Source organism: Clostridiales bacterium, from assembly GCA_018333995.1.
GTDB lineage: Bacteria > Actinomycetota > Coriobacteriia > Anaerosomatales > SLCP01 > JAGXSG01.
Genome location: JAGXSG010000008.1, coordinates 245,631 through 267,773, shown reverse-complemented (window position 1 = coordinate 267,773; position 22,143 = coordinate 245,631). Strand labels below are relative to the sequence as shown.

At 63.7% G+C, this 22,143-nt stretch carries 17 protein-coding genes; 5 read left to right on the top strand and 12 right to left on the bottom strand.

Annotated elements, in window-relative coordinates:
* Positions 1-10: 10 nt before the first annotated feature.
* Genes KGZ40_03485 through KGZ40_03470 form a run of 4 tightly spaced genes read right to left on the bottom strand, consistent with a single transcriptional unit; the run spans position 11 to position 6,199 of the window.
* Positions 11-2,158 (bottom strand): O-antigen ligase family protein, encoded by a 2,148-nt coding sequence (locus tag KGZ40_03485; protein ID MBS3956580.1) that lies wholly within the window; start codon positions 2,156-2,158, stop codon positions 11-13.
* Between the two features lie 42 nt (positions 2,159-2,200).
* Positions 2,201-3,610 carry a sugar transferase gene (locus KGZ40_03480; GenBank protein ID MBS3956579.1) on the bottom strand — a complete coding sequence of 470 codons (1,410 nt, stop codon included), beginning with the start codon at positions 3,608-3,610 and terminating at the stop codon, positions 2,201-2,203.
* The gene (locus KGZ40_03475) at positions 3,607-4,788 is read right to left on the bottom strand and encodes a glycosyltransferase (protein ID MBS3956578.1); all 1,182 of its coding nucleotides are present in this window, start codon (positions 4,786-4,788) and stop codon (positions 3,607-3,609) included. Before KGZ40_03475 ends, KGZ40_03480 begins: the two co-directional genes overlap by 4 nt.
* A gap of 7 nt (positions 4,789-4,795) precedes the next feature.
* The gene (locus KGZ40_03470; GenBank protein MBS3956577.1) at positions 4,796-6,199 is read right to left on the bottom strand and encodes a phosphoglucomutase/phosphomannomutase family protein; all 1,404 of its coding nucleotides are present in this window, start codon (positions 6,197-6,199) and stop codon (positions 4,796-4,798) included.
* Between the two features lie 178 nt (positions 6,200-6,377).
* Between KGZ40_03470 and KGZ40_03465 the strand changes: the two genes are divergently transcribed.
* Positions 6,378-7,904, top strand: coding sequence for a mannose-1-phosphate guanylyltransferase/mannose-6-phosphate isomerase (locus KGZ40_03465; GenBank protein ID MBS3956576.1), 1,527 nt, complete (start codon positions 6,378-6,380; stop codon positions 7,902-7,904).
* 9 nt (positions 7,905-7,913) lie between these two features.
* On the opposite strand, the gene KGZ40_03460 is transcribed toward KGZ40_03465, so the two are convergent.
* On the bottom strand, positions 7,914-9,041 hold the full coding sequence (locus KGZ40_03460; GenBank protein ID MBS3956575.1) for a glycosyltransferase family 4 protein: 1,128 nt from the start codon (positions 9,039-9,041) through the stop codon (positions 7,914-7,916).
* A gap of 123 nt (positions 9,042-9,164) precedes the next feature.
* Complete coding sequence (locus KGZ40_03455) at positions 9,165-10,319, bottom strand: glycosyltransferase family 4 protein (protein ID MBS3956574.1); 1,155 nt, start codon at positions 10,317-10,319, stop codon at positions 9,165-9,167.
* Between the two features lie 122 nt (positions 10,320-10,441).
* Between KGZ40_03455 and KGZ40_03450 the strand changes: the two genes are divergently transcribed.
* The 4 genes from KGZ40_03450 to KGZ40_03435 all read left to right on the top strand — a co-directional run bounded on the left by KGZ40_03450 (position 10,442) and on the right by KGZ40_03435 (position 15,851).
* Positions 10,442-12,295, top strand: a complete 1,854-nt coding sequence (locus KGZ40_03450; GenBank protein MBS3956573.1) for an ABC transporter ATP-binding protein — start codon at positions 10,442-10,444, stop codon at positions 12,293-12,295.
* Between the two features lie 189 nt (positions 12,296-12,484).
* On the top strand, positions 12,485-13,354 hold the full coding sequence (locus KGZ40_03445) for a glycosyltransferase (protein MBS3956572.1): 870 nt from the start codon (positions 12,485-12,487) through the stop codon (positions 13,352-13,354).
* An 18-nt stretch (positions 13,355-13,372) separates the two neighbouring features.
* Positions 13,373-14,566 carry a glycosyltransferase gene (locus KGZ40_03440; protein MBS3956571.1) on the top strand — a complete coding sequence of 398 codons (1,194 nt, stop codon included), beginning with the start codon at positions 13,373-13,375 and terminating at the stop codon, positions 14,564-14,566.
* Between the two features lie 52 nt (positions 14,567-14,618).
* Positions 14,619-15,851: a glycosyltransferase family 4 protein gene (locus tag KGZ40_03435; GenBank protein ID MBS3956570.1), complete on the top strand. Its 1,233-nt coding sequence runs from the start codon at positions 14,619-14,621 to the stop codon at positions 15,849-15,851.
* Here the strand turns inward: KGZ40_03435 and KGZ40_03430 are convergent.
* From KGZ40_03430 to KGZ40_03405, 6 genes are all read right to left on the bottom strand, one after another.
* The gene (locus KGZ40_03430) at positions 15,829-17,046 is read right to left on the bottom strand and encodes a glycosyltransferase (GenBank protein ID MBS3956569.1); all 1,218 of its coding nucleotides are present in this window, start codon (positions 17,044-17,046) and stop codon (positions 15,829-15,831) included. The genes KGZ40_03435 and KGZ40_03430 overlap by 23 nt on opposite strands.
* A gap of 42 nt (positions 17,047-17,088) precedes the next feature.
* On the bottom strand, positions 17,089-18,117 hold the full coding sequence (locus KGZ40_03425; protein ID MBS3956568.1) for a glycosyltransferase family 2 protein: 1,029 nt from the start codon (positions 18,115-18,117) through the stop codon (positions 17,089-17,091).
* 7 nt (positions 18,118-18,124) lie between these two features.
* Positions 18,125-19,264, bottom strand: a complete 1,140-nt coding sequence (locus KGZ40_03420; protein MBS3956567.1) for an aminotransferase class I/II-fold pyridoxal phosphate-dependent enzyme — start codon at positions 19,262-19,264, stop codon at positions 18,125-18,127.
* On the bottom strand, positions 19,261-19,875 hold the full coding sequence (locus KGZ40_03415; GenBank protein MBS3956566.1) for a NeuD/PglB/VioB family sugar acetyltransferase: 615 nt from the start codon (positions 19,873-19,875) through the stop codon (positions 19,261-19,263). Before KGZ40_03415 ends, KGZ40_03420 begins: the two co-directional genes overlap by 4 nt.
* A 16-nt stretch (positions 19,876-19,891) precedes the next feature.
* Positions 19,892-20,926: a 3-hydroxyacyl-CoA dehydrogenase family protein gene (locus tag KGZ40_03410; protein ID MBS3956565.1), complete on the bottom strand. Its 1,035-nt coding sequence runs from the start codon at positions 20,924-20,926 to the stop codon at positions 19,892-19,894.
* Between the two features lie 68 nt (positions 20,927-20,994).
* The gene (locus tag KGZ40_03405) at positions 20,995-22,143 is read right to left on the bottom strand and encodes a 3-ketoacyl-CoA thiolase (GenBank protein MBS3956564.1); all 1,149 of its coding nucleotides are present in this window, start codon (positions 22,141-22,143) and stop codon (positions 20,995-20,997) included.

The following is a 22,143-nucleotide window of genomic DNA, read 5'->3' as shown; positions in this document are numbered from 1 at the left end:
GCGATGCCGCCTAATCCCCCGTCACCGTCTCCACTCTGGCGATCATCTCGTCGATCCCAGGATAAGCGGGGTCGATCGCCTTGACCTTCTGGTAGTACTCAAGCGCGCCGGCCGCGTCACCGCGTTGGGCGAGGATCTCGGCAAGCAGCATGTGCGTGTCGGCGAAGCGCGAGTCCATCTCAACCGCCGCCCGCATCTGCCTCTCGGCCTCCTCAATATCACCGGCGTCGAGGAGCGCTATGGCGTATTGCAGGCGTATCGCGGGCCCGAACTCACTGACGGCGATACCCCTGCGCCCGATCGCGAGCGCTTTCTCATTGTACTCGGCTGATAGTACGCCCACGCCATTGTTGTAGAGATTCGCCAGAAAAACGTAGTTGTCGTACTCGTACTCGACAAACTCGATTGTCTCTAGAAACTCGGCCTCCGCGAGATTGAACACGCGCTGTGCCTCAGCCCGCATCATGGTCGCGTCCTGGCCCTGGTTTTCGGCCAACCTGATTTGCGACGCGAGGTAAGAGAACGCTTCCGCGTGCACGAGCCCGAGCTCTGCTCGGTAGATGTCATTGAACGGGTTGCGCCTGATCGCCGTCTCGGCGCTGGCCACACGCTCCTCGTATGTGGCGCCGATTTTGGTCTGGAGGTGAGCGTTGTCGGCCATCAGGTAGACGAGATTGCCCCACGAGGCAACCGCGGCCACGGCAAAGATGACGAGCGCGGCCGGGACGCCCCATGACGGCGGCCTGATCTCGACAGTACGTGCGAGAGGGGCCATGAGCGCGGCCATCGCGATCCACAGCAGGAACGTCACACCGGTGACCGAGAGCCCAAAGAAGAGTTTGACGACGTAGCCGGCGGAAGCGGCCCACATCCCCGCAAGAATGAGACGTGAAACGTCCTTGTCTGACTCGGCGCGCTTGAAGGCGTTGCGCGCCGAAAGAACCGCGACGGACGCGAACAGCCCATAGAGCAGCAACATTCCGGGTATGCCTACCGAAGATGAGAGCTGGAGAAAGTAGTTGTGGACGTTGTCGGCAACCGAGAGGTAACCGGCGGCCTCGGTGTACTCGATAGGTTTGTAGCCCGGAAAGACGAGACGGAACGTGTCCGGACCAAATCCGAAGATCGGCCGATCGAGAGTCGCGCGCCACGCGGCGTCCCATATCTGAAAGCGCGTAAGAGCGCTCCCCTGATCGAACTCGAGGATCGACCCGAGCCTCGCGGCGACGTTCATGACCGGGTCCGGCGATTGGAGGCTGCGGACGACTAATACGCTCACCGCAGCTACAATGGCGCCCGCAAACGACCAGTCCACCCGCGTCATACGGCTCGCCCCGCGCATGCGCCACACCGCGACCCCGAGCGCGATGAGCGCCACCGCTCCGCCAATCCACGCTCCGCGAGTGAACGCGGTGATCCAACACACCGAGCCGATCAAGAATCCCGACCAGTACACGATGCGCCATCGGAAATCAGACTCCGAAAGAGCCAGGGCGAGCGAGACCGCGAGAGTGATCACGACGAACCCGCCGAGAAGGTCGGGGTTGCCAAACGTTGAAAAGGAGCGATACGCCTCGAACGGCAACGTTCCCCACCTGAGCGGGTCAAGCCCCAGATACTGCATGACTCCGTAGCCATTGACGATGATGCCCGAAAAAAAGAGCGTGCGTGCGATCGAGCGAACCCGCGAGAGGCGGTCCAGGAACTGCACCGCCAAAAAGTAGATCATCGCGTACGTGACGAGCGAGAGCAGACCCTCGTAGCGGCGGTACTTGCCAAAGATGGCGGTAGGCGGGTGAATCGAGAAAATCGATGACAGAGCGTACCAGCCGAGCACGGCTAAGATGAGGTAGTCGACTTTGGTGCGCCGGACCGTGCCCCCGTTCACGAGCACGTGCCACGCCCATGCCGCGAATGCCACGAGCGTGATGCCGCGTTGCACGAAGACCTTGACGATGTCGAACTGGTCGGCCGTGAACGGCATCATCACACCCGGAACCCACGTCCAGTTGGACATAGCCACCGGAACGGAGAACACGAGCGCGTGGAGGCAGACCCAGGCCACACGCTGAGCGCTCGTCATCGCCGCCCAGCCCGACGCGGTGGACGTCGCCTGTCCGGAGGGGGTGCCCTTCTTCTTCTTGCGTGATGCGGCCACTGCACGTTCTCCTTCGTCGGGATGGTCTGGGGGGCGCCCTTCCTACCGTGCGCCCTTCCCGGTGAGGACGACCCGGATGGTCTCCGCGATGATCTGCAGGTCCATGATCAGGTTCTGATGATACATATAGATGAGATCGTACTTCAGCTTGCGCTCGGGAGTAGTCGCATAATCTCCAGAAACCTGCGCCAGCCCGGTCACGCCCGGCTGAATCTTAAACCGCTCGCGGTAGCCGGGAATCTCGGCGATGTGCCGCTCGACAAAGTACTGGCGCTCAGGACGCGGGCCAACAAAGCTCATTTCTCCTTTGAGGATGTTCACGAGCTGGGGGAGCTCGTCGATCCGGTAGGTACGCAAGAACCGGCCGAACGGGGTGATCCGCGCATCACCGGTCGAGGCGAGCACCGGTCCGGAGGCTGACTCGGCGTCGCGAATCATTGTGCGAAACTTGTAGAGCCTAAATGGACGCCCCTGCGCGCCAACCCGCTCTTGGACGTAGAGGACCGGCCACCCCATGGAAATCGTGATGGCGATCGCTATCACGATCAGCGGTGGCGAGAGCGCGACAAGCAACGCGAACGCGAAAACGGCGTCTACCACACGCTTGAACGCGCCGTACCAGCGGGGACGCCCGGTCCGGGTAATCTCCATGAGCGGAATGTCCGCGACGACTCCATCGAGCGTGCCGATGAACACCTCGTAGAGCTCGGGCACGACGTCGACTCGCACGTCTATCTCATCGACTATGACGAGCCGCTCGATCACGTCTCGCAGCTCGACCGGCGAGACGATGATGATTCTGTGGACACCGTGGGCAGCCGCCACGGCGCCCGCTTCGCTCGGCCCGCCGAGAAGCGGCAGCCCGTCGATCTCGGCGAGTCCACTGGACTCCGTGCGCTTATCCGGGGTGTCCGGCGCGTCGCTTCCCTCTTCTGCGCCCGCGGACAGAAAGCCGACGACGCGAACGCCCCAGCGGCTTCGTTTGGCGAGCTCTCGCGCAAGTTCGCGGGCGACCTTGCCCGTCCCGACCACGAGCACGCGCTGCTCGGGCCAGCGAATCTGAGTGACGGCCATAAACGCCAGCCGCCATCCAACGAGCAACACGATGTCGAACAACCAGCCAAGCGCGATAGCGAACCGGCTGAACGAGAAGAAGCGCGGACCAGCGAGGAAGGCGATCGCCGCGGTGAGGATCGCGCCGAGGGTGACCGCCATGAACACGGACCTGAAGATGCTCCAGGCACCTTCTGTGCGCTCGGGCTCGTAGAGGCCGTAGATGTAGCAGGCACCCAGGTAGACAAGGGTAATCACGGGAGCAAGGCCGAGATATGCATTGAAGTTGAACGCGGGTGGGATACCGCCAAAACGCACGAAGAACGCTGCGGCTATCCCCACGTTCACGAATAGTGCGTCGAACACGAGAGCGAGCGCGATGAACGAGCGACGGCTCACGCGCGGGCCTCGATCGCCTCGGCGTACACTGCGAGCGTTTCTGCGGCCATACGCTCGACGGTGAAGTCACTCCTCGCCCGCTTCAGGGCCTGCGCGCCGTAGCGCTCCCGCAGCGCTCGATCGTCAACGAGCGTGCGCAGCGCGCGTGCGAGCGCCTCGACATCACCCGGCGCAACGGTGAGTCCTGTGACGCCGTCCTGGTTCACGAAGGGAACCCCTGTGGTCAGCGTTGTCGATACAACGGGAGTGCCCGCCGCGTGAGCCTCGAGTTGCACAAGCCCAAACGCCTCGGAGCGCGCGACGCTCGGCAGGCAAAAGAGGTCCGCTGCGTGGTACCAGGCGACGAGCTCATCGAGCGGCTGGGAGTGCAGGAACGTCACCCTGTCGAGCATCCCTGACTTCGCCGCAATCTCACGCAGCTCGCTTTCGAGCGGACCGGTGCCGATGATGACGAGATCCGCATTGACGTCACGCATCGCCTTGAGGAGCACGTCAGCGCCCTTGTAGTAGATGAGGCGCCCGACGAACAACACGATAGGCCGCGTGTGGCCCTGGCGAAGCGTCTCGGCCCTGGCGGTGCGTTGCGGGGTCGCGGCGAAGGCGTCGACATCGATGCCAAACGGCACGACCCGGCATTTCGCGGCCCTCGGAGCGAGGAACGCCGAGTGCTCCACCATGTCAGGCGAGCTCGCTATGATGAGGTCGACGCGGTCGAGAAAGCGCTCGAGCAGCGGCCGATAGATCGCAAGGCCCGCCTTCTGGCGCACGATGTCGCTGTGGTACGTGACGACCGCCGGAATCCGCGCGGTGGCGCTCGCAACGCTTCCCTGCACCGGCCCGCCCCCGCCGGCGGCGAGCCATGAGACCTCTCCCCACGGGTACGGAAAGTGCAGGTGGAAGATGTCGGGGCGCTTCTCGGGCGGGAGCGCCGACTCGCGCTGGATGGCAGCTCGCATGCCAGCGGCGACCGGTGTCGAAGCTGCGTGCGCCAATCTCGGCAGACGAACTACCTCCACCCCGTTGAGCACTTCGGTGACGCGCTTCGCCCCCTCGTTGGCGACGATCACGCGGACCTGCGCGGTTGACCGCGATGCGAGCGCCTCCGCGAGGTCACGCATGTGAAACTCGATCCCGCCCAGGTGCGGCGGGTAATACTTGTTGAGCATCGTCACACGCATCGGGCGGCTATGCCCCCTCGCCTGTCGCGATAGCCTTGCCAGCCGCGAGCAGATCGTCGACCACGCCCGCCGAGGAGGCCTCCGCGTAAACGCGGACGAGCGGCTCGGTGCCCGAAGGGCGCAGCAGCAGCCACGCGTCGTCCGGCAGGAGGAGCTTGAGGCCGTCGGTGCGCACCGTCTCAAGGACTTGCAACCCGGCAATCTCGGCGGGCGCGACGTGCGGAAGCCGCTCGCGAAACGAAATCATTACCTCGGGATCGAGCGCGAGATCGACGCGCTGGTACTCCATTGGCCCGGTAAGCTCGAACAGGTCGTGGACGAGCTCACCGAGACCCTTTCCGTGCTGGGCCATCATCTCAGTGAGCATGAGCGCGATGAGCAGCCCATCACGCTCGCGCACGTGACTGGGGATTCCGATGCCGCCGGACTCCTCCCCGCCAACGAGCACGTCGCCTGCGAGCATCTCCTCATAGATCCACTTGAAGCCTACCGGCGTGGTGGTCACGGGTAAGCCAAGACGCTGGCCGAGGCGGTCCACGAGCACCGAGGTGGAAAGCGTCTTGACGATCCGGCCCGTCTGACCGCGGTCCTGCGCAAGGTGGCGGGCGACGAGACAGATGATGCGGTGCGGGTTAACAAAGCGGCCGGCGGCGTCTGCGGCACCGATGCGGTCAGCGTCCCCGTCGGTCACGAAACCGGCGTCTCGCTGGCCCACGACCACGGCGTCGCGCATCCCGTCTATGTGCGGGGGGATGGGCTCGGGATGCAAGCCGCCAAACCCGGGGTTAGGCTCCATGTGAATCTCGTTAACGTCGACGCCAGCATCTCGCAGCACATCCGCGAGGTAGTGCTGGCCGGCGCCGTAGAGCGAATCGACAACCACCCGGAGTCCGGCGCCGCGAATAAGATCGGTGTCGACCGCGGCAAGCAGGGCTTCTAGGTACGGCGTCATGAGATCGGCTGTGAGCGGCACACCGCGCGTCGCTGGCGCCTCAGGCCTCAGCGCCGCCTCGACGCGATCGGTGAGCGCCACTGGCGAGGCGCCGCCGTCGTGCATCCTGATCTTGAACCCGGAGTACTTGGCCGGATTGTGACTTGCGGTCACCATGACGCCGCCTATCGCACGCTGGTCGTGTGCGACCGACCAACACAGCGCCGGCGTGGGCATGTAGCGGTCTGATACGACCGCCTCAAGACCGTGGGACGCTATGACCTCCGCCGCAGCGTGGGCGAACGCCTTGCCCTCAAAGCGGGTGTCGTACCCTACGAGGATGCGGCCCCCGCCGTGGTCGTGCGAGAAGACCCTGCCGGTTGCGTCCGCAACGCGCCGCAGGTTCTCGTAGGTGAAGTCCTCCGCGATGACCGCCCGCCATCCGTCGGTGCCAAACGTGATGTCGTGGTTCATGCTCACGGTAGGCCGCCTCCTCGCCTCAGGGTCTACGCGATGGACGTGTGTGCGTGCACGCGACATCTCATTGTGACGCATAGGGGCTGTCGCGACCATCGCTTCCGTGTATCCGGTGTGGCGGGAGCGATATACTGGCATGACCGCCTCGGCGACATGGTGAACTCGACGATTAGGATCCTGGATGACAAGCACGCCGATCCCCGACCTGCATACAATCGTGCTCGCCGGCGGCTCAGGAACCCGGTTCTGGCCGCTTTCGCGCGAGCTCGCTCCTAAGCAGCTCATATCGACGTTTGGCGGGTCAAGCCTCCTCTGCCAGACGATAGAGCGCATGGCCGATGAGTGCGGACCTGACCGCATCCATGTGCTCACCAGCCCACGCCTGCTCTCCGAAGTGCGAGACCATCTCGTCTCTCAGCAGTCATTGAAACACCTCGACATCGACATCGTCGCCGAGCCCGCCTCGCGCAACACCGCTCCGGCGATCGCACTAGCCGCCGCGATGGTCGAGCATCACGACCCGGGAGCGCTCATTGCGGTGCTGCCCTCAGATCACCTCCTCGAGCACGCTCCGATCTGGCGCGAGACCATCGACGCGGCGGTCACTCTGGCGCGCGGCGGGTACCTGACCACGATCGGCCTCACACCGGCCTCACCTGAGACGGGGTACGGATACATTCGCACCGGTGAGCCCCTCATGGCGGACGACACCGAGGGTGCGAGCGCACGAACCGCCGAGGCGGTGACCGCACCGCCTCTCGGATACCGGGTTGCCCTCTTCGCCGAGAAGCCCGATCGCGCGACCGCCCAGCAGTACGTGTCGCACGGCGGGTACCTCTGGAACGCGGGCATGCTGGTAGCACGCGCAGCAGACGTGCTTGCGGCACTCCGGAGCGCTGGAGCTGCGGGTGCCACCCCGGACTCCGCCGATGGGGTGCGGATAGCTGAAACCGCCGAGTGGCTCGTAGCCGAGCGGCGGCCGTCCGAGTGGCATACGGACCCGGAATCCATCGCGCGCTTCGCCTCACTGCCAAGCGTACAGTTTGACCGGGCCGTGCTTGAAGTCTCCAACCGGGTCGCCGTCGTGCCCTCGGCGATGAGATGGAGCGATGTGGGATCTCTCCTCGCGCTCGACTGGCTCGGCGAGGCCGACGAGCGCGGCAACTTCTTGCTCGGCCAGGCGGTCGACGTGGACAGCAGGGGCGTGACAACGTACGCGCCCGAACGGCTGGTGGCCACCCTCGGACTCGAAAACGTGATCGTCGTCGACACTCTGGACGCCACCCTCGTGGCAGCTAAGGACCGAGCTCAAGACGTGCGACTCGTTGTCGAGGCGCTCACTGCGGCAGGCGCGCCCGAGGTGGTCGAGCACCGAAGCAACGTCCGTCCGTGGGGGCGCTGGACGGTGCTGTTGCGGGCTGCGGGCTACCAGATCAAGGAGGTCCAGGTCGATCCAGGGCGACGCCTGTCCCTCCAGCGCCACACTCACCGCAGTGAGCACTGGGTGGTGGTCGCCGGCCGGGCGATCGTAGAGATCGAAGGGAGTGCGACCGAGCTCGGCGCCAACGAGTCAGCGTACGTCCCCGCAGGCGCGACACACCGCCTGACCAACGCCGCAAGCGAGACACTGAGGGTGATCGAGATAGCGGTAGGCGGGTACCTCGGCGAGGACGACATCGAGCGGTTCGAGGACGACTGGGGCCGCTAGGAGCGGCGCTCATCGCTCCATGAACTCGCGATACACGCTCAGGTGCCGCTTAACCGCGCTGGCCGAGGAGTACTCATCGAGCGCCCTCTGGCGGGCGCGCTCTCCCATCGAGCGTGCGCGATCGGGATCAGCGAGCAGCTCAGCGACCGCTCGCGCGATTGCGTCAGCATCGCCCGGCGGCACGAGCACGATTTCCTCGGCGGGGATGAAAAGGCCCTCGATGCCGGGGGTCATCGTGCTTACGATCGGCTTGCCGAGCACCGCCGCCTCGAGCAGCGCGGTGGGAGCTCCGCCGCCGACGCTCGGGAACACGCAGACGTCGAGGGCGTAGAGCACGGACGGCAGACTCTCCACCTCGCCCAGCACGCTCACGTTGCCAACGCCCGCCGCCTGCTTTCGCACCGCCTCAAGCTCCGGGCCCCGCCCCGCGATCACGACGCGCACGTCGACGCCTGACGCCGCGAGAACCGCCGCGGCATCCACGAGGTGCGCGGCTCCCCGAACCGACTCGAGGCGGCTTGCAAACCCTGCGAGTCTAGCGCCGTCTCCGGACTGTGAGAGCGCCAGAGCACCGAAGTCAGGCACGGGCCGCTCGGCTTCGCTCATGACGTGCGGCACCGTGACACTTGGCGGGTCGTAGCGCACGCGCGGAAGTGGGGCGCCAAGCGCGACCAGCTCGGCGATGAGCGTCTTGCAGTCGACGAGGATGACGTCGGGACGGTGAAGCGTGTGGGCGTCGAAGAAGCGGCGCAGCGGTCCTCCACGTGGCCACGCGCCGCACGCGATCGAGTTGATCACAGCGGTTGACAGGTCGCGGGCGGCCCAGCGAAGGACCAGATCGGCGCGCTGGCCTGTCGAGTGCGCACAGACCGGCTGGTAGCGCCTCAGGTACTTGCGAAGCCTCGATGCCGCGCGCAGATAGTTGCCCGCCTCGAGGCGATACGGCGCCACCGTCGCGCCGAGCGCCGCGGCCTGCTCGGCGAGCGGACTTCTGGGCCCGCACACAACGAGGACGGTCGCCCCAAGACGAATGAGCTCACCGATAACAGCGAGCATGCGCCGCTCGATCCTGCCGAGAGACGCGCGAGAACGGCTCGACATGAAGACGAACGTGGAATCATCCCAGGCGCGTGGCACCGGGGCTCCTCTCTAGCGGACAGACGACGCGATCACCGGCGCGACGCCTCGGCCCTAGTGTAGCGCGTGAGCGGGCTGGCGGCGGCGGTATTCGCGACGCGAGTCCGGAAAGAAGGTCAGCGTCTATCCCGCGAGCGTATCGAAGAGCGTACGGTACTCCGCGAGCATCCGCTCGAGCGTGAAGCGCTCCTCCACGCGCGCACGCCCAGCTTCACCCATCGCACGAGCGCGCGCAGGATCGCGAAGCAGGGAGGCGACCGCCTCGGCAAGGGCGTCAGGATCTGCGGGCGGGACGAGCAGCCCAGTCTCGCCGTCGGCTACCACGTCGGGTAGACCGCCCACACGCGTGGCGACGACCGGCTTCGCGAGCGCCATCGCTTCAAGCGTGACCGTGGGCATCCCCTCCGAGAGCGACGGCAGCACCACAACATCACACGCGGCGAGAACGGGCGCAGCGGGTGACACGTGGCCGAGAAAGACGAGCCGCTCTCCAAGCGCGTACGCGGCCGCGATCTCACGCAAACGACCTTCCTCGGGGCCGGAGCCGACCACAACGAAACACACGTCCGGCTCGCGCTGCACGAGACGTGCTGCCATCTGGATGAAGTACTCGGCGCCTTTAACAAGCGACAAGCGGCCCACGTAGCCAACAAGCGGGACTCTGGCGCTCAGCTGCCGCGCCATCACCGGAGGGAGCGCGATCGCCTGAGCGTCGGCGCGCACGGCCGCGGGATCCACGGCGTTACAGATCGTATGCACTCGTCGGCCATCAACACCGCGCGCCAGCAACGCGCGGCTCACCTCCGACGAGATCGCGACAAACGCGTCCACACGGTCAAGGGCGCACCGCTCGACGCGTCTTCGCGCCGCCAGCGCGATCGCACCCGCGCCCTCATACCGGGCCGCATCCGGCTCGGTATGAGCGATATTGACGACCGCTACACCCGGGACAGCCCGCATGGCGAGACGAACGAGCACGTTGGTGAGGAAGCCAGTGCCGATAACGATGTCAGCGCCTGACGATACGGCGATACCGCGGATTCGAGCAGGCACGCTTGGAAGGTACGTATAGCTGAACTCGAACTCATCGACATGTGCGCCAGCGTCGCGCGCGGTTCTGGCAAGCTCGCTTTGTTGCGCCGCGATGACCCGCACGTGCCATGCGTCGCGCAACAGGGCGCGCACAAGCTGCATCAGATGTATCTCCCCGCCGCCAAGCGTGGGGCCAGGAAAGTTGTTTACGAACAAGACGGTTCGCGCGAGTCCAGACTGCTTCATGCGTCACCTCGCGAAACAGTGTACGCCAAGACTTTAGACGTGAGTCACCCAAGCTCAAACGCAACGCAGCTCAGGTATACTTGCACCGCACTTGACCCGCCCCCGTTCACGAGGAACAGCCTGTGCTCGCCAAAGCTTTGCACGCCGCGAACGAGTTCCTACGCGTCAACGCCATCCGGCGGATGCTCGCCATCGTCGATGTGAGGGCGAGCGAGATCGCGGGGCTGGTCGCGTTCGCGGCGATTTTCGCCGTCTTCGAGGGCGTGGGTATCTCGCTCCTCCTCCCGATCCTGCAGTACGCCGAGGGCGGGCAAACAGCGATCATTGAGGGTGCGGGCGCTATCTGGGACGCGCTTCGTCGGCTCATGGAGTTCGCGGGCCTGCCGGTCACCCTCCCGGTCCTGCTCCTCATGGCGTTTGTGCCTATCCTTATGCGGCAGGTCATCTTCTACCTGAACGCCTGGTACTCCGCAATCGTCGCCGGCAGGATCGGGGTACGGATGCGGATGGCCACACTTGACGCAGTGCTCGACGCGGACCCCGAGTTCTTCACGCGCCAGTCAGCCGGACATCTCGTGGGGATCGTCGTCGCACAGACCGGCCTAGCCGGTGCCGCGGTTCTCGCCATCATCCGGCAGCTGACAGTCACATTCCTCATGCTGCTCTACGTCGCCATCCTGCTCGCACTCTCGGTCCCGCTCACGATGGTCACGCTCGCTTTCGCCGTCGTCGTCTCGCTCGTCGTGAAGACCTACGTGCGCAAGATCCGTGACTTTGCCATCGAGTCGGCAGGCGTGACCCAGGAGATGATCGGGAAAGTGGTCGAGCGGCTCGGGATGATGCGCCTCGTAAAGCTCCGCCATCAGAAGCGCGCCGAGTCCGAGCGGATCGGCGCGTTCTCCGAGACGATGCGCGCGATAAGCGTCAAACAGGCGCGCCTTGGGGCGATGATCGAGGTAACCGCCGACCCGCTGCTCATGATGTCGGCGTTCGTCACACTCTACATCGGCATCGACGTGCTTGGCATGACGCTCGCACAGCTCGGCCTCGTGCTCTTTGTGCTCAGTCGCCTGAACGGCAAGATCAAGGAGTTCAACGCGGGCAGACAGGCTATCTCGCAGAACATGGCGGGGCTGTTGCTCGTCCAAGAGACCATCGCGGACGCCGAGAAGTCCAACACGATACGCGGCGGCGAGATCCCGTTCGAGGGGGTCACCCGCGAGATCGCGCTTTCTAACGTGTCCTTCGCCTACCCGGAGACGCGCGCGGCGGACGGCTCGGTGGAGTCCGCCGGCAAAGAGGTGCTCAGCGGCGTTTCTGTCACGATCCCCGTCGGCTCGTTCACAGCGATCGTGGGGCGCTCGGGCGCCGGCAAGTCAACGCTTGTCGAACTGCTGCCGCGCCTGCGTGACGTCGGAGGCGGCAGCGTCACCATCGACGGGACCGACGTGAGGCGCTTCCAGGTCGGCTCGCTTCGCCGGGGCATCGGGTACCTCACGCAAGATGCGATGCTCTTCAACGAGTCTGTCAGGGAGAACCTCACCTACGGGCTCGGATTCGAGCCCACCGAGGAGCAGCTGCGCGTCGCGCTCGAGCAGGCGTACGCGACGTTCGTCTACGACCTGCCGCATGGCCTGGAGACGAGACTCGGCGACCGCGGCGTGCGGTTCTCCGGGGGTGAGCGCCAGCGCATCGCGCTCGCTCGCGTGCTGCTCGAGGAATGCTCGGTGCTGATCCTTGACGAGCCAACGAGCGCGCTCGATTCCGAGTCCGAGGCCTACATCCAAAAGGCGCTCGCCGGGCTGCACGGCACGAAGACGATCATCGTCATCGCGCACCGGTTGGCGACGGTCATCAAGGCTGACCAGCTGCTTGTGATCGAGGACGGGCGCATCGTCGAGCGCGGCACGCACGAGGAGTTGGCGGCCAAGGGTGAGACGTACCAGCGGCTGTTCGAGACACAGCTGTTGGCGTAGGGGGTCACTCTTCGCGTGCGACCGTGCGACCGGCCACAATCCACTCCACCACTCATCCTGATACCATCATTGAGCGCGGAGCAGAATGCTTCGACGGCTGGAGCGCTCCAAGCCAGTGCGGAACCCGGAGCTGAGACCTCTATCAACCCCGGCGCGCTTCCCCAGTCCGAAACGATGGCAGAAGCAAGGATGGCGTCGATGCGCGTAAGCGTTTCCATGGTCACCTATAATCACGAACGTCATATCGCCCAGGCGATCGAGAGCGTTCTCGCACAAGAACACGATGGATTCGAGATCGAGCTCATCATTGGCGAGGACTGCTCGACGGACCTCACGGCAGTGATCGTGAATGACTATGCAAACAGGTACCCCGGCAAAATCCGTGTGGTTTCCGGACCGGAGAACGTCGGCGCACAGCGCAATGTGGCGAGAGTGTTTGCCGCTTGCACAGGGGACTACATAGCCCTGCTCGACGGTGACGACTACTGGATCAGCCCGAAGAAGGTTCAGATCCAGGTCGAGTTCCTCGAGGCCAACCCCGACTGTGCCCTGTGTTTCCACAACGTTGAAGTGGTCGATGAGGCCGGCACGGTAATTGAGATACCCGATATGTCCAAGATGCCCGCACGCACCCATCTTGAGAATCTCTTGATCGGCAACTTCATCAGCTCGTGCTCGGTTCTCTACCGAGGGGGCCTCATCAAGAGCCTTCCGGACTGGTGGAACGACGTAGAGATGGCAGACTTCCCGCTCAACGTCATGCATGCTCGGCTTGGATGGATCGGCTACATCGACGAGGTCATGGCGGCCTACCGCAGGCACGCTGGCGGTGAGTTCTCCAGGCAGTCCGCGACCCGGCAGGTGCGTGCGTTCATGAGGGTCCTTCGCGAACTCGACCCCTACCTTGGCGGGCAGTACCACACTGTCATCAGGAGATCTCAGCGTCGGCTGCGAATCAGCCTGTTCGCGACATGGCTGTTCGTGCTCATGCCGCCCCTGCGGCCGTTGTTGGCTCAGTTGCGGACCATCGTGCGCAAACTCTATCGCCCCGCGGTGTAGGGGAGAACGGGATATGCGATGAGCACGCTCCTTGTCTTCACCGAGAACTACTGGCCGGGCGTTGCGGGGGCAAGCTACCTGGTCGACCTTGCGAACGGCGCGAGCACGGGATTCGAGCGTGTCGTACTCGCGTACAACCCTGAGGCGCTCAACGACGTCGACATTCGCAAGCTCACCATGCCGGTGGAGACCGCGCACGTCAGAGTACTCACGAGTGCGAGGGTCTGGGCGCTGCTTCACAGGCGGTCCCGCCTTCTCACGATCGTCCTGGTCCGGCTGACACAGCTACTCGACCCGCTAGTAATGGCGTACAACGCCCTGCTGTGCCGTCGGCTGCTCAGGCAAGTCCGCCCCTCTGCGGTACTGAGCTTCAACGGAGGCTACCCCGCTGCACGCTCGACACTCTCGATGACCATCGCGGCGAATCGACAGCACGTTCCGAACGCCTTCGCGGTCGTAAGCATGCCGGCTGCCAGACGACCGGCGTTGCGTTGGTATGAAGCGTGGCTCGACCGACGCGTTGGCGCTGCGGCAGACGTAATCATCGTCAATGCCGCAGCGATTGGGAGGGCCCTCAGCACGGTACGCGGACTGCCTGGGGCGAAGATGCGGGTCGTGCACAACGCCTTGGCTGACGCGAATGCACGGGTCAAACACACCGCCGGGGACTCACTCACGATTGGCTGCGTCGCCAGGATGGACTCCGGCAAGGGGATTCTGGACTTGGTCCACGCGTTCGGATCGATCGCCGAAGGCCATCCCGACGTGCGCCTCGTGCTCATCGGCGATGGACCCGAACTGCCACGCCTGCGCAGCGAGGTGCGCGATCGAGGCCTCGCGGATCGCATATCGCTCCCCGGCTACTACGATGGCGAAGTCGCCGAGGTTCTGTCCACCTTCCAGATCTACGCATACCCCTCCCTGTGGGAGGGCCTCCCGTACGCGATCCTCGAGGCGATGAGGGCGGGCTGCGCCATAGTCTCCACCGACGTCGGCGGCGTGTCTGAGGCCATCATCGACGGGCAGACCGGCCTACTGGTCCCGCCCGGTTCTCCAATAGCACTGGCTGCAGCCCTGGAGAAGCTGATCACGGATTCCGACATGCGACTGCAGCTCGCTTCGGCCGCACGAGAACGGTTCGAGACCGAGTTCTCGCTTGACGTAATGCACGCACGGACAGCTCAGGTGTTCGCGGATTGCGGACTTACCTAGGCACGGCTCAGTGTGCCGGGGTCACGAAGGAGTTCGAGAAAGGAGCCGCGCTGTGGGTGAGTTAAGGGTCTGTTTCTACTCTGGCGACATGGAGACGATTCTCGACCAGACCCTGTCGCCCAGATATGGTGGCGCCGAGTGGCGGACTTACATCACCGCGCGGGCGATGGCGGCCGATCCTTGTTGTTCGGTTTGCCTAGCGGTCGACAAGATCCCTAGTCGCCGAACCAGCGCGCACGAGATTGACTTGCACCTCATACCGAAGCCTCTTGTGCGCGACAGTTTGTTGCTCACGTGGGTAGCGATCGTCCTGAGAGGGATGAAGGCGATTGGCATGCCTCCAGAGGAGCGGGCGTCCTACCTCGAAGGTATTCGCAGTTTGCCACCCATCAACACGTATGGAGTGCTGGAGAAGGTAGCCCCGCGGGTCTACGACTGGCTGGTCAAGGCCCGCTGGAGCAGGCTGCTTAGAAAGACCGGCAGCGACTGGCATGTGGTGTGGTGGAACTGCTCACCAACCTACCAGGCAGTACGAGCTGCTCGACTGCTCGGGAAACACAGTGCGATATGGCTTTCCAGCGACATCGACATTGATTGGGACCTGCCAGGCAGGGACCCCCAGTCGACGCAGTTGTACCGCTGGGCCCTTCGACATGCAGACTTGGTGTTGGCGCAGTCAGAGCATCAGAGAAGAGTTCTCGCTTCAGAGGGGGTCGAGTCTCACCTGCTGCCAACAGGCATCGAGATCGGGCATGACACGGGACACGAGGTGCGAGACAACGTCTTGTGGGTCGCAAGCTGTCAGCGGGTGAAGCAGCCTGAGCTGTTCCTGGAGCTTGCCCGCAGGCTTCCGCTCATTCCGTTCACAATGATCATGACGCGAAGGTCCTGGTCTGCTGACCAGTTCGATGAGTTGGCGACTGCGGGTGAGCTCATCCCGAATCTGGAGATCATCGACGGTGTCGCAGACTTGCGGCCATACTACGATCGCGCAGCTGCACTCGTGAACATGTCAACACATGAGGGGTTCCCTAACACCTTCCTCGAGGCAGCAGTCTCCAGCACCCCCGTCATAGCCCTGAACGTCGACCCTGACGGGATGCTGTCCGGCGGTGCAGGGATCACGTGTGGTGGTGATTTCGAGTTGGTCGTGAGATCGGTCGCGGAGTTATACGGAAATGCCGAGGCTCGAAGTGTCTTGGGGGCAACCGCGCGAGCTTACGTCGCCGAGCACCACGATATCGTAAAGGTAGCAGCCAAGCTCAAGGCCTTGATGCAAGCGTAGCGTCGATGAAGACGTCGCGGACTGCGCGGTGCATAAAATCGAGAGTGAACTCCGCTTCGAACTTGACGCGGGCCGCGTTGCCCAGCCGCTGCCTCAGAGCGGGGTCTGCCGCCAACGTCGAGAGAGCACGAGCCAGGGCCTCCACTGACTCCTTCGGCACGAGGATTCCCGTGGAGCCGTCGATGATCGCCTCCGAGATGCCGCCCACATCGGTGGCCACAATGGGTCGATCGAGCCGCATCGCCTCGAGAATCGAGTAGGGCAGGCCCTCCCAGAGTGATGGGAATGCGTAGATATCGAACGAAACTACCATCTCGTTGACGTCGCCAGGGTAGTAACCCGTCATCGTCACGCAGTCCTCGAGTCCGAGATCTCTCACGAGCGACTCGAGGTCGGGTCGGCCGTAGCCGTCCCCCACGATCACGAGTTCCGCTTCGGGATGCTCGCGCGCCAGAACGGCGAACGCCCTAACCAGGTAGGGCATTCCTTTGAGAGAGTCTATTCGGGAAACACAGCCGACTCTGAGGGCAGCCCTAGGCAGAGCCGGGGCCGGAACCCCGATCTCCTCCAGGGCATTGTGAACGACCCTGATCTTCTCGGTCGGTAGTCCGCGCACCGAGGTGAGAGCAGCTCCAATCGCCTGGGCATTCACGATGATGACGTCCGCGGATTCAGCTACGCGCTCATCCATCCGCACCTCCCAGGTGCCCAACTTGCGTTCCGGGCGCGGGAAAGGCGTGCTGACAACGCAGAGCGCGACCGGCACCTCTTCCAACCGCGCAGCGACCACCATCGAGAGGACTGACCTGCCCGCCGGATACCCTCCGTTGAACGCGAGAACCGCACGGGGGCGGATTGTGCGAATCGCTCGCCTGCACACCCAGGTGTTGTAGGCGAAGGCAAGCTCATCGAGTGGCGAAAGGAGACGCTGGATGCTGCCGCCTAACCGGCGTAGCAGCGGCATACGACCGACGGTCACCCCCGCTCTTACCACTGTCCATACCGCGATGCCGATCATCCTGTTCGGGCATACAACACGAGCGGCCGTATCAGGAGCAAATGCGTTCGTATCAGGGTTCGATACGAAGACGACCTCGTCGTACAGCTCAGCCACGCCGTTGCACAGGTCAACGATGAAGCTCGCGCCTCCCGCTGCGACATTGTAGTTCTCTGTGTAGACTAGCAACCTATCCAAAGTGGTCCCTATCTCGGGTGCGCCGAATAGTGAGTACGCGCGTCATTTCCCGCCTAGGAGTCGGCGCGGACCCCGCTTGACCGCCACCATCACGGCGAGCAGCCTCGGGCTGACATACCGCACCAGAAGGATCGATAAATCCTTCAGCCCATGATCGCCTCGCAGCGCGAGATTTCTCCGTATCCAGCGCATATGCGGCCTCGCGTTCAACCGCTCGGCGCTATTAAGGGCGTGCGTGGCCGCGGTGAATCTGAGGGAGAACTCGTACTCCCCGTGTCTGAGCACGTTCCGCTCTATGATGTCGTGATAGCGGTTGTTCAGCGCGTCATCGAGTCGATGCAAGACTGCGACGAATTCCAGGAGGTTGGTAACGCCAGACTCACTCCTCCACATACCGCCTGCGTGAAAACGGGATGCCGCCATCACCTCGTCGATGTAGCCAACCCAACCATACTGAGCGTGAAGTACGTGCAGCGGAAAGTCCCCGAGCCTGTGCTCGTTCCACCAATCGGGGAGCTCGACGAGACCCCACCGATACATCACAGTCGGCGTGAGTATGTGCGTGCTCGTGATGGATCGAGACAACAACTCCTCAATGCCCGAGCGCTCGGGCGCGCAACCGTGCGCGGGCAGGGCAGCGAAGGGAGTCCCGTCACTGTGCACCATCAAACAGCCGTGGCAGCTCAGCGCGCAATCGGGGTTCGCGTCCATGAAGTCGACCTGTGTCTGCAGCTTGTGCTCCGAGGTCCAGAAGTCGTCGCCGTCGAGCAGGGCAACATACTGTCCTGTGCACTGCGCAAGCGCATCTGCCAGATTCCGTTGAGCGCCCATGTTCGAATCGTGCAAGCGGAGCTTGATGCGCTCCGGGTACCGGCGCTGGTACTCCTTCAGGATCTCCCAGGTCCCATCAGTGGAGGCGTCGTCACCGATGATGTACTCGAAGTCGAAGTCGCACTCCTGCATGAGCACGCTCTCGACCGCCTCGGCGATGTACGCTTCCTGGTTGTAGGCGATGGTCACAACGCTGACCTTAACCAAGGGCCCAGAGTCGGGTGGGCCGAGCCGTTTCACCGACGCCTCACCCACGAGCCGCGTTGACCGCGTCGCCGATCAGGCGGCAGACAGCTTGAATGTCGCGCTCATCAACAGCAGTCCCGGTAGGGAGCGACAGTGTTCTGCTCGCCAGGCGCTCAGTCTCGGGGAGCTGCGCACGCAGAGGCTCGGATGCGTAGGGCTTCATGAGGTGGCAACCTGGGTAGAAGTAGCGGCGCGCCAGGACGTTGTCGGCTGTCAGTTGCGCCTGCAGCTCATCGCGGGACAGCCCTGACCAAGTCTCATCGATCTCGATCACTACATACTGGCAGTTGCACCGATCACTCTCGGAGTACTCGATCAGCTCGATTCCCGGGATCCCATCAAGGCCCGCCGCGTACGCCCGATAGTTGCGCGCATTCGTATCCGTGAAGCTCGCCATCGACTCCAGGTTCGTGAGACCCATCGCCGCACTCACCTCGCTCATCTTGCCATTGGTGCCCACGGAGACAACGTTGTCCGGGCCGTCGAAGCCAAAGTTCCTCATCAAGCGGCAACGATTCGCCACCTCATCGTCGTTCGTGGTGATGGCGCCCCCCTCGAAAGTGTTGAAGAACTTGGTCGCATGGAAGCTGAAGCACTCTGCGACACCAAAGTTGCCAATCATGCGTCCGCCATGTGTGCAACCAAGCGCGTGTGCGGCATCGAACACGAGGACGAGGCCATTGCGCCGTGCAATGGCCTCGAGCGCCTCAACATCGCACGGCCGCCCCCAGACATGCACACCGAGAATTCCCGTAGTCTCGTCAGTGATGAGGTGCTCAACAAGAGATGGATCGATGTTGTGGGTTCTAGGGTCGACGTCACAGAAGACCGGCGTCGCCCCCACCCATTGCATCGCGTGAGCAGTGGCGACGAACGTGAAGGCGGGCATGATGACCTCGCCGACGAGGCCGCATGCCTTGGCCATGATCTCGAGACCTACCGTGCCGTTGCAGACCGCAATGAAGTGACGCACGCCAAGAAACTCGGCCATCCATTCCTCGAACTCCTGCAGGCAAGGTCCGTCGTTTGACAGCCAGCGCCGATCGAACATGTCCTCAACGCGCGCGAGGAAAGCCGCCTTGTCACCGATGTTCGGTCGACCCACATGCAGCGGCGTGCCAAAGGCGGGTCGCTTGCTCATAGCGACTTCACCACGCGAGCGGGCACGCCCACAGCAAGACTGCGCTCGGGCACGTCTTTCGTCACGACCGAACCAGCTCCACAGATCGACCAACCGCCAACGGTCACGTTGGGCAGCACTACCGCTGAGGTACCGCAGAACACCCCGGCGCCGACAGATGAGCCACCGCCCATCTGCGTGCATGGCGCAAGGTGGCTGTATGCTCCTACGTGGCAGTCATGCGCGACACAGCATCCAACGTTCAAAAGTGCGCCAGCACCCACCTCGGCGTCGGCATTGAGAACCACATTCTGCATCACCAGGACCCCGTCCCCGATGCGCGCCGAAGGACTCACGCACGCTGAGGGGTGAATGAGCGTGGGAAGCTCGAATCGACCAGCCAACTGCTCGAAGAAGCGCTGGCGGGCGGACGTGTTCCCAATCGCGATAAGGGCGGCATCGCACTGCGCGTCATCGAGGTCGTTGATGATCGTGACCCCCTCCAAGGGGTGCAGGATTACCGCTTCCTTCTCGGTGAAGTACGCCGTCACCTCGTGACCGAGGGCCACCACCAGGTCCGTCATTTCCTTCGCCAGACCACCAACCCCGATCACCAGGAACCGCATAGCCATCGGCCCTCCCACATCACTACCGCGGATACTCGTAGAACCCTGCCCCGGTCTTGCGCCCAAGTCGGCCCTCGGCAACAAGCGCCCTCAGAAGAGGCCGCGGTGCATAGGTCTCATCACCAGTACGTTCAACGATGTTGTCCATGATCTTGACCACGACATCCGCCCCTATGAGATCGATAAGCGCCAAGGGACCCATCGGGTGGTTCAGCCCGAGTCGGATCGCCTCGTCAATCGACTCTGCCGAGGCTACCTCCTCTTCCAACTCGCGGACAGCCTCATTAAGCAGAGGCATGAGCGCGCGATTGACGGCGAACGCCGGCTTCGCAGCAACTCGGACAGGGGTCTTGCCCAAAGATCGCGCAAAAACGTCGAGGTACTCGCTTGTCTCGTGCGATGTCTTGTCGCCCACCGCTGTCTCAACAAGCCGCATCCGTGTGGGCGGATTGAAGAAGTGCAGCACGCCGAAATCACCAGGCCGCCGGAGCGAATCTGCCAGCTCATCGATGGGGAGACCAGATGTGTTTGTTGCGAGGATCGCGCCGGATCGCATGTGCGCCTCGGCAGCCGCCAGCGCGGCGCGTTTGGCCGACAACTCCTCGACGACCGCCTCGATCACGATGTCGCAGCTCTGAAGCGACGAGTAGTCTGCCGAGACCTCGAGCCTGAGGCTCGCTTCCTGAATCTGCTCCACGTCCATCACGCGACTGAGCCGATCGAGGAGTCTCTCACGCGCTCGTGCGAGCCGCTCGGCGGATCGGCCACACCACACCACGCGATGCCCTCGCGCTAATAGCAGTTCCGCGAGGCCGCGACCCATCGTGCCGGTGCCAAGAATACCCACGACCGCCAGCTCAGCGGCCTCCTCCGCACCGAACGACAGCGTGTCACCGACACTCGCTGCATGGTCGAGTTTCACGATCGCCTGCGAACCATCCTCGGCAGACACAAGAGCACACCAGTAGGGAACGTCCTCGTGCCCGACGCTGCCTGCAGAAACCTCGGTGATGGCCGTGATCTGCGCATGGTCGGGCTCGCGCAGACTGAGCTTCACGCGGCACCACGTGCACTGACTGATCTCGTACGCAAAATCGCGTTCACACTGAGAGCAAACCCAATGCTTCATGAGGCACCTCCCAGCAGGTGCACCGAACACGTCCCGCCAACACCGCCAACGTTATGCGCCAGTCCGATTCTCGCATCGCGAACCTGCCGGTTCTCGGCCTCGCCCCGCAGCTGCGTGACGATCTCGTAGATCTGCCCCACGCCCGTGGCCCCGATGGCATGACCGCCGGCTTTGAGCCCCCCGCTGGGGTTGACGGGGATGCGGCCGTTGATCTGGGTCGCCCCAGCACGCAGCAGCGCGGCAGCTCCACCGGGCGGCGCAAGGCCGAGATCCTCCATAGCAACCAGTTCGGCTATGGTGAAACAGTCGTGCACCTCCGCGAGACTGACGTCGTCGGGTCCGATACCCGCCTCGGAATATGCGCGCCTCGCCGCGTCTTTGGCCGCCGCGAAGCTCGTGAGGGTCCGGCGCTGCGCCAGCGAGATCACATCGCTCGATACCGCAGACGCCAACACCCGCACACTGCGAGAACTGCGGCGGCGCGAACTCACTATGGCCGCCGCCGCGCCATCCGAGACGGGGCAGCAGTCAAATAGACGGAGCGGGGACGCAACAGTCGCGCCCGCGTCGATGTCGACCTGCACGACCTGCTTGTGATGAAAGTGTGCCTTCGGGTTGAGGTTCGCGTTTTCGTGATTCTTGAGGCTCACGAGTTCAAGATCGCGCGTGGTGGTGGTGTATGCGGCCATATGTGCCTGAGCGACGAGCGCATAGTTTGCAGGGAAGTTCAGGCCTGCGACCTGATCGAGCACAGCGTCACCAGCCATGCCGATGTTGCGCGTGAGTTCCAAGCCAACTACGCCGCTCATGCGCTCGATGCCCACCACAAGAACGGTCTCATACCGATGCAGAGATAGGACTGCCTGGTGGAGTGCAACGCCACCGGACGCACATGCGGCCTCAGTGCGCCAACTTGGGATGTTCAGTCCGGGGAAGAGGCCCGCGATCACCGAGTTCAGGTGAAGTTGTTGTTCGTTGGGACCAGCCAGGAAGTTTCCGACGATGATCGCATCCAGATCGTCTGGGGCGATGTCGGCATCATCGAGCGCGTCGAGTATCGCCTCCTGGGCAAGCTGCGTCATGGTCTTGGATGTGGGCCCGAAACGCGTCTTCCCGACCCCTACGACGAACACGTCGTTCAGCAT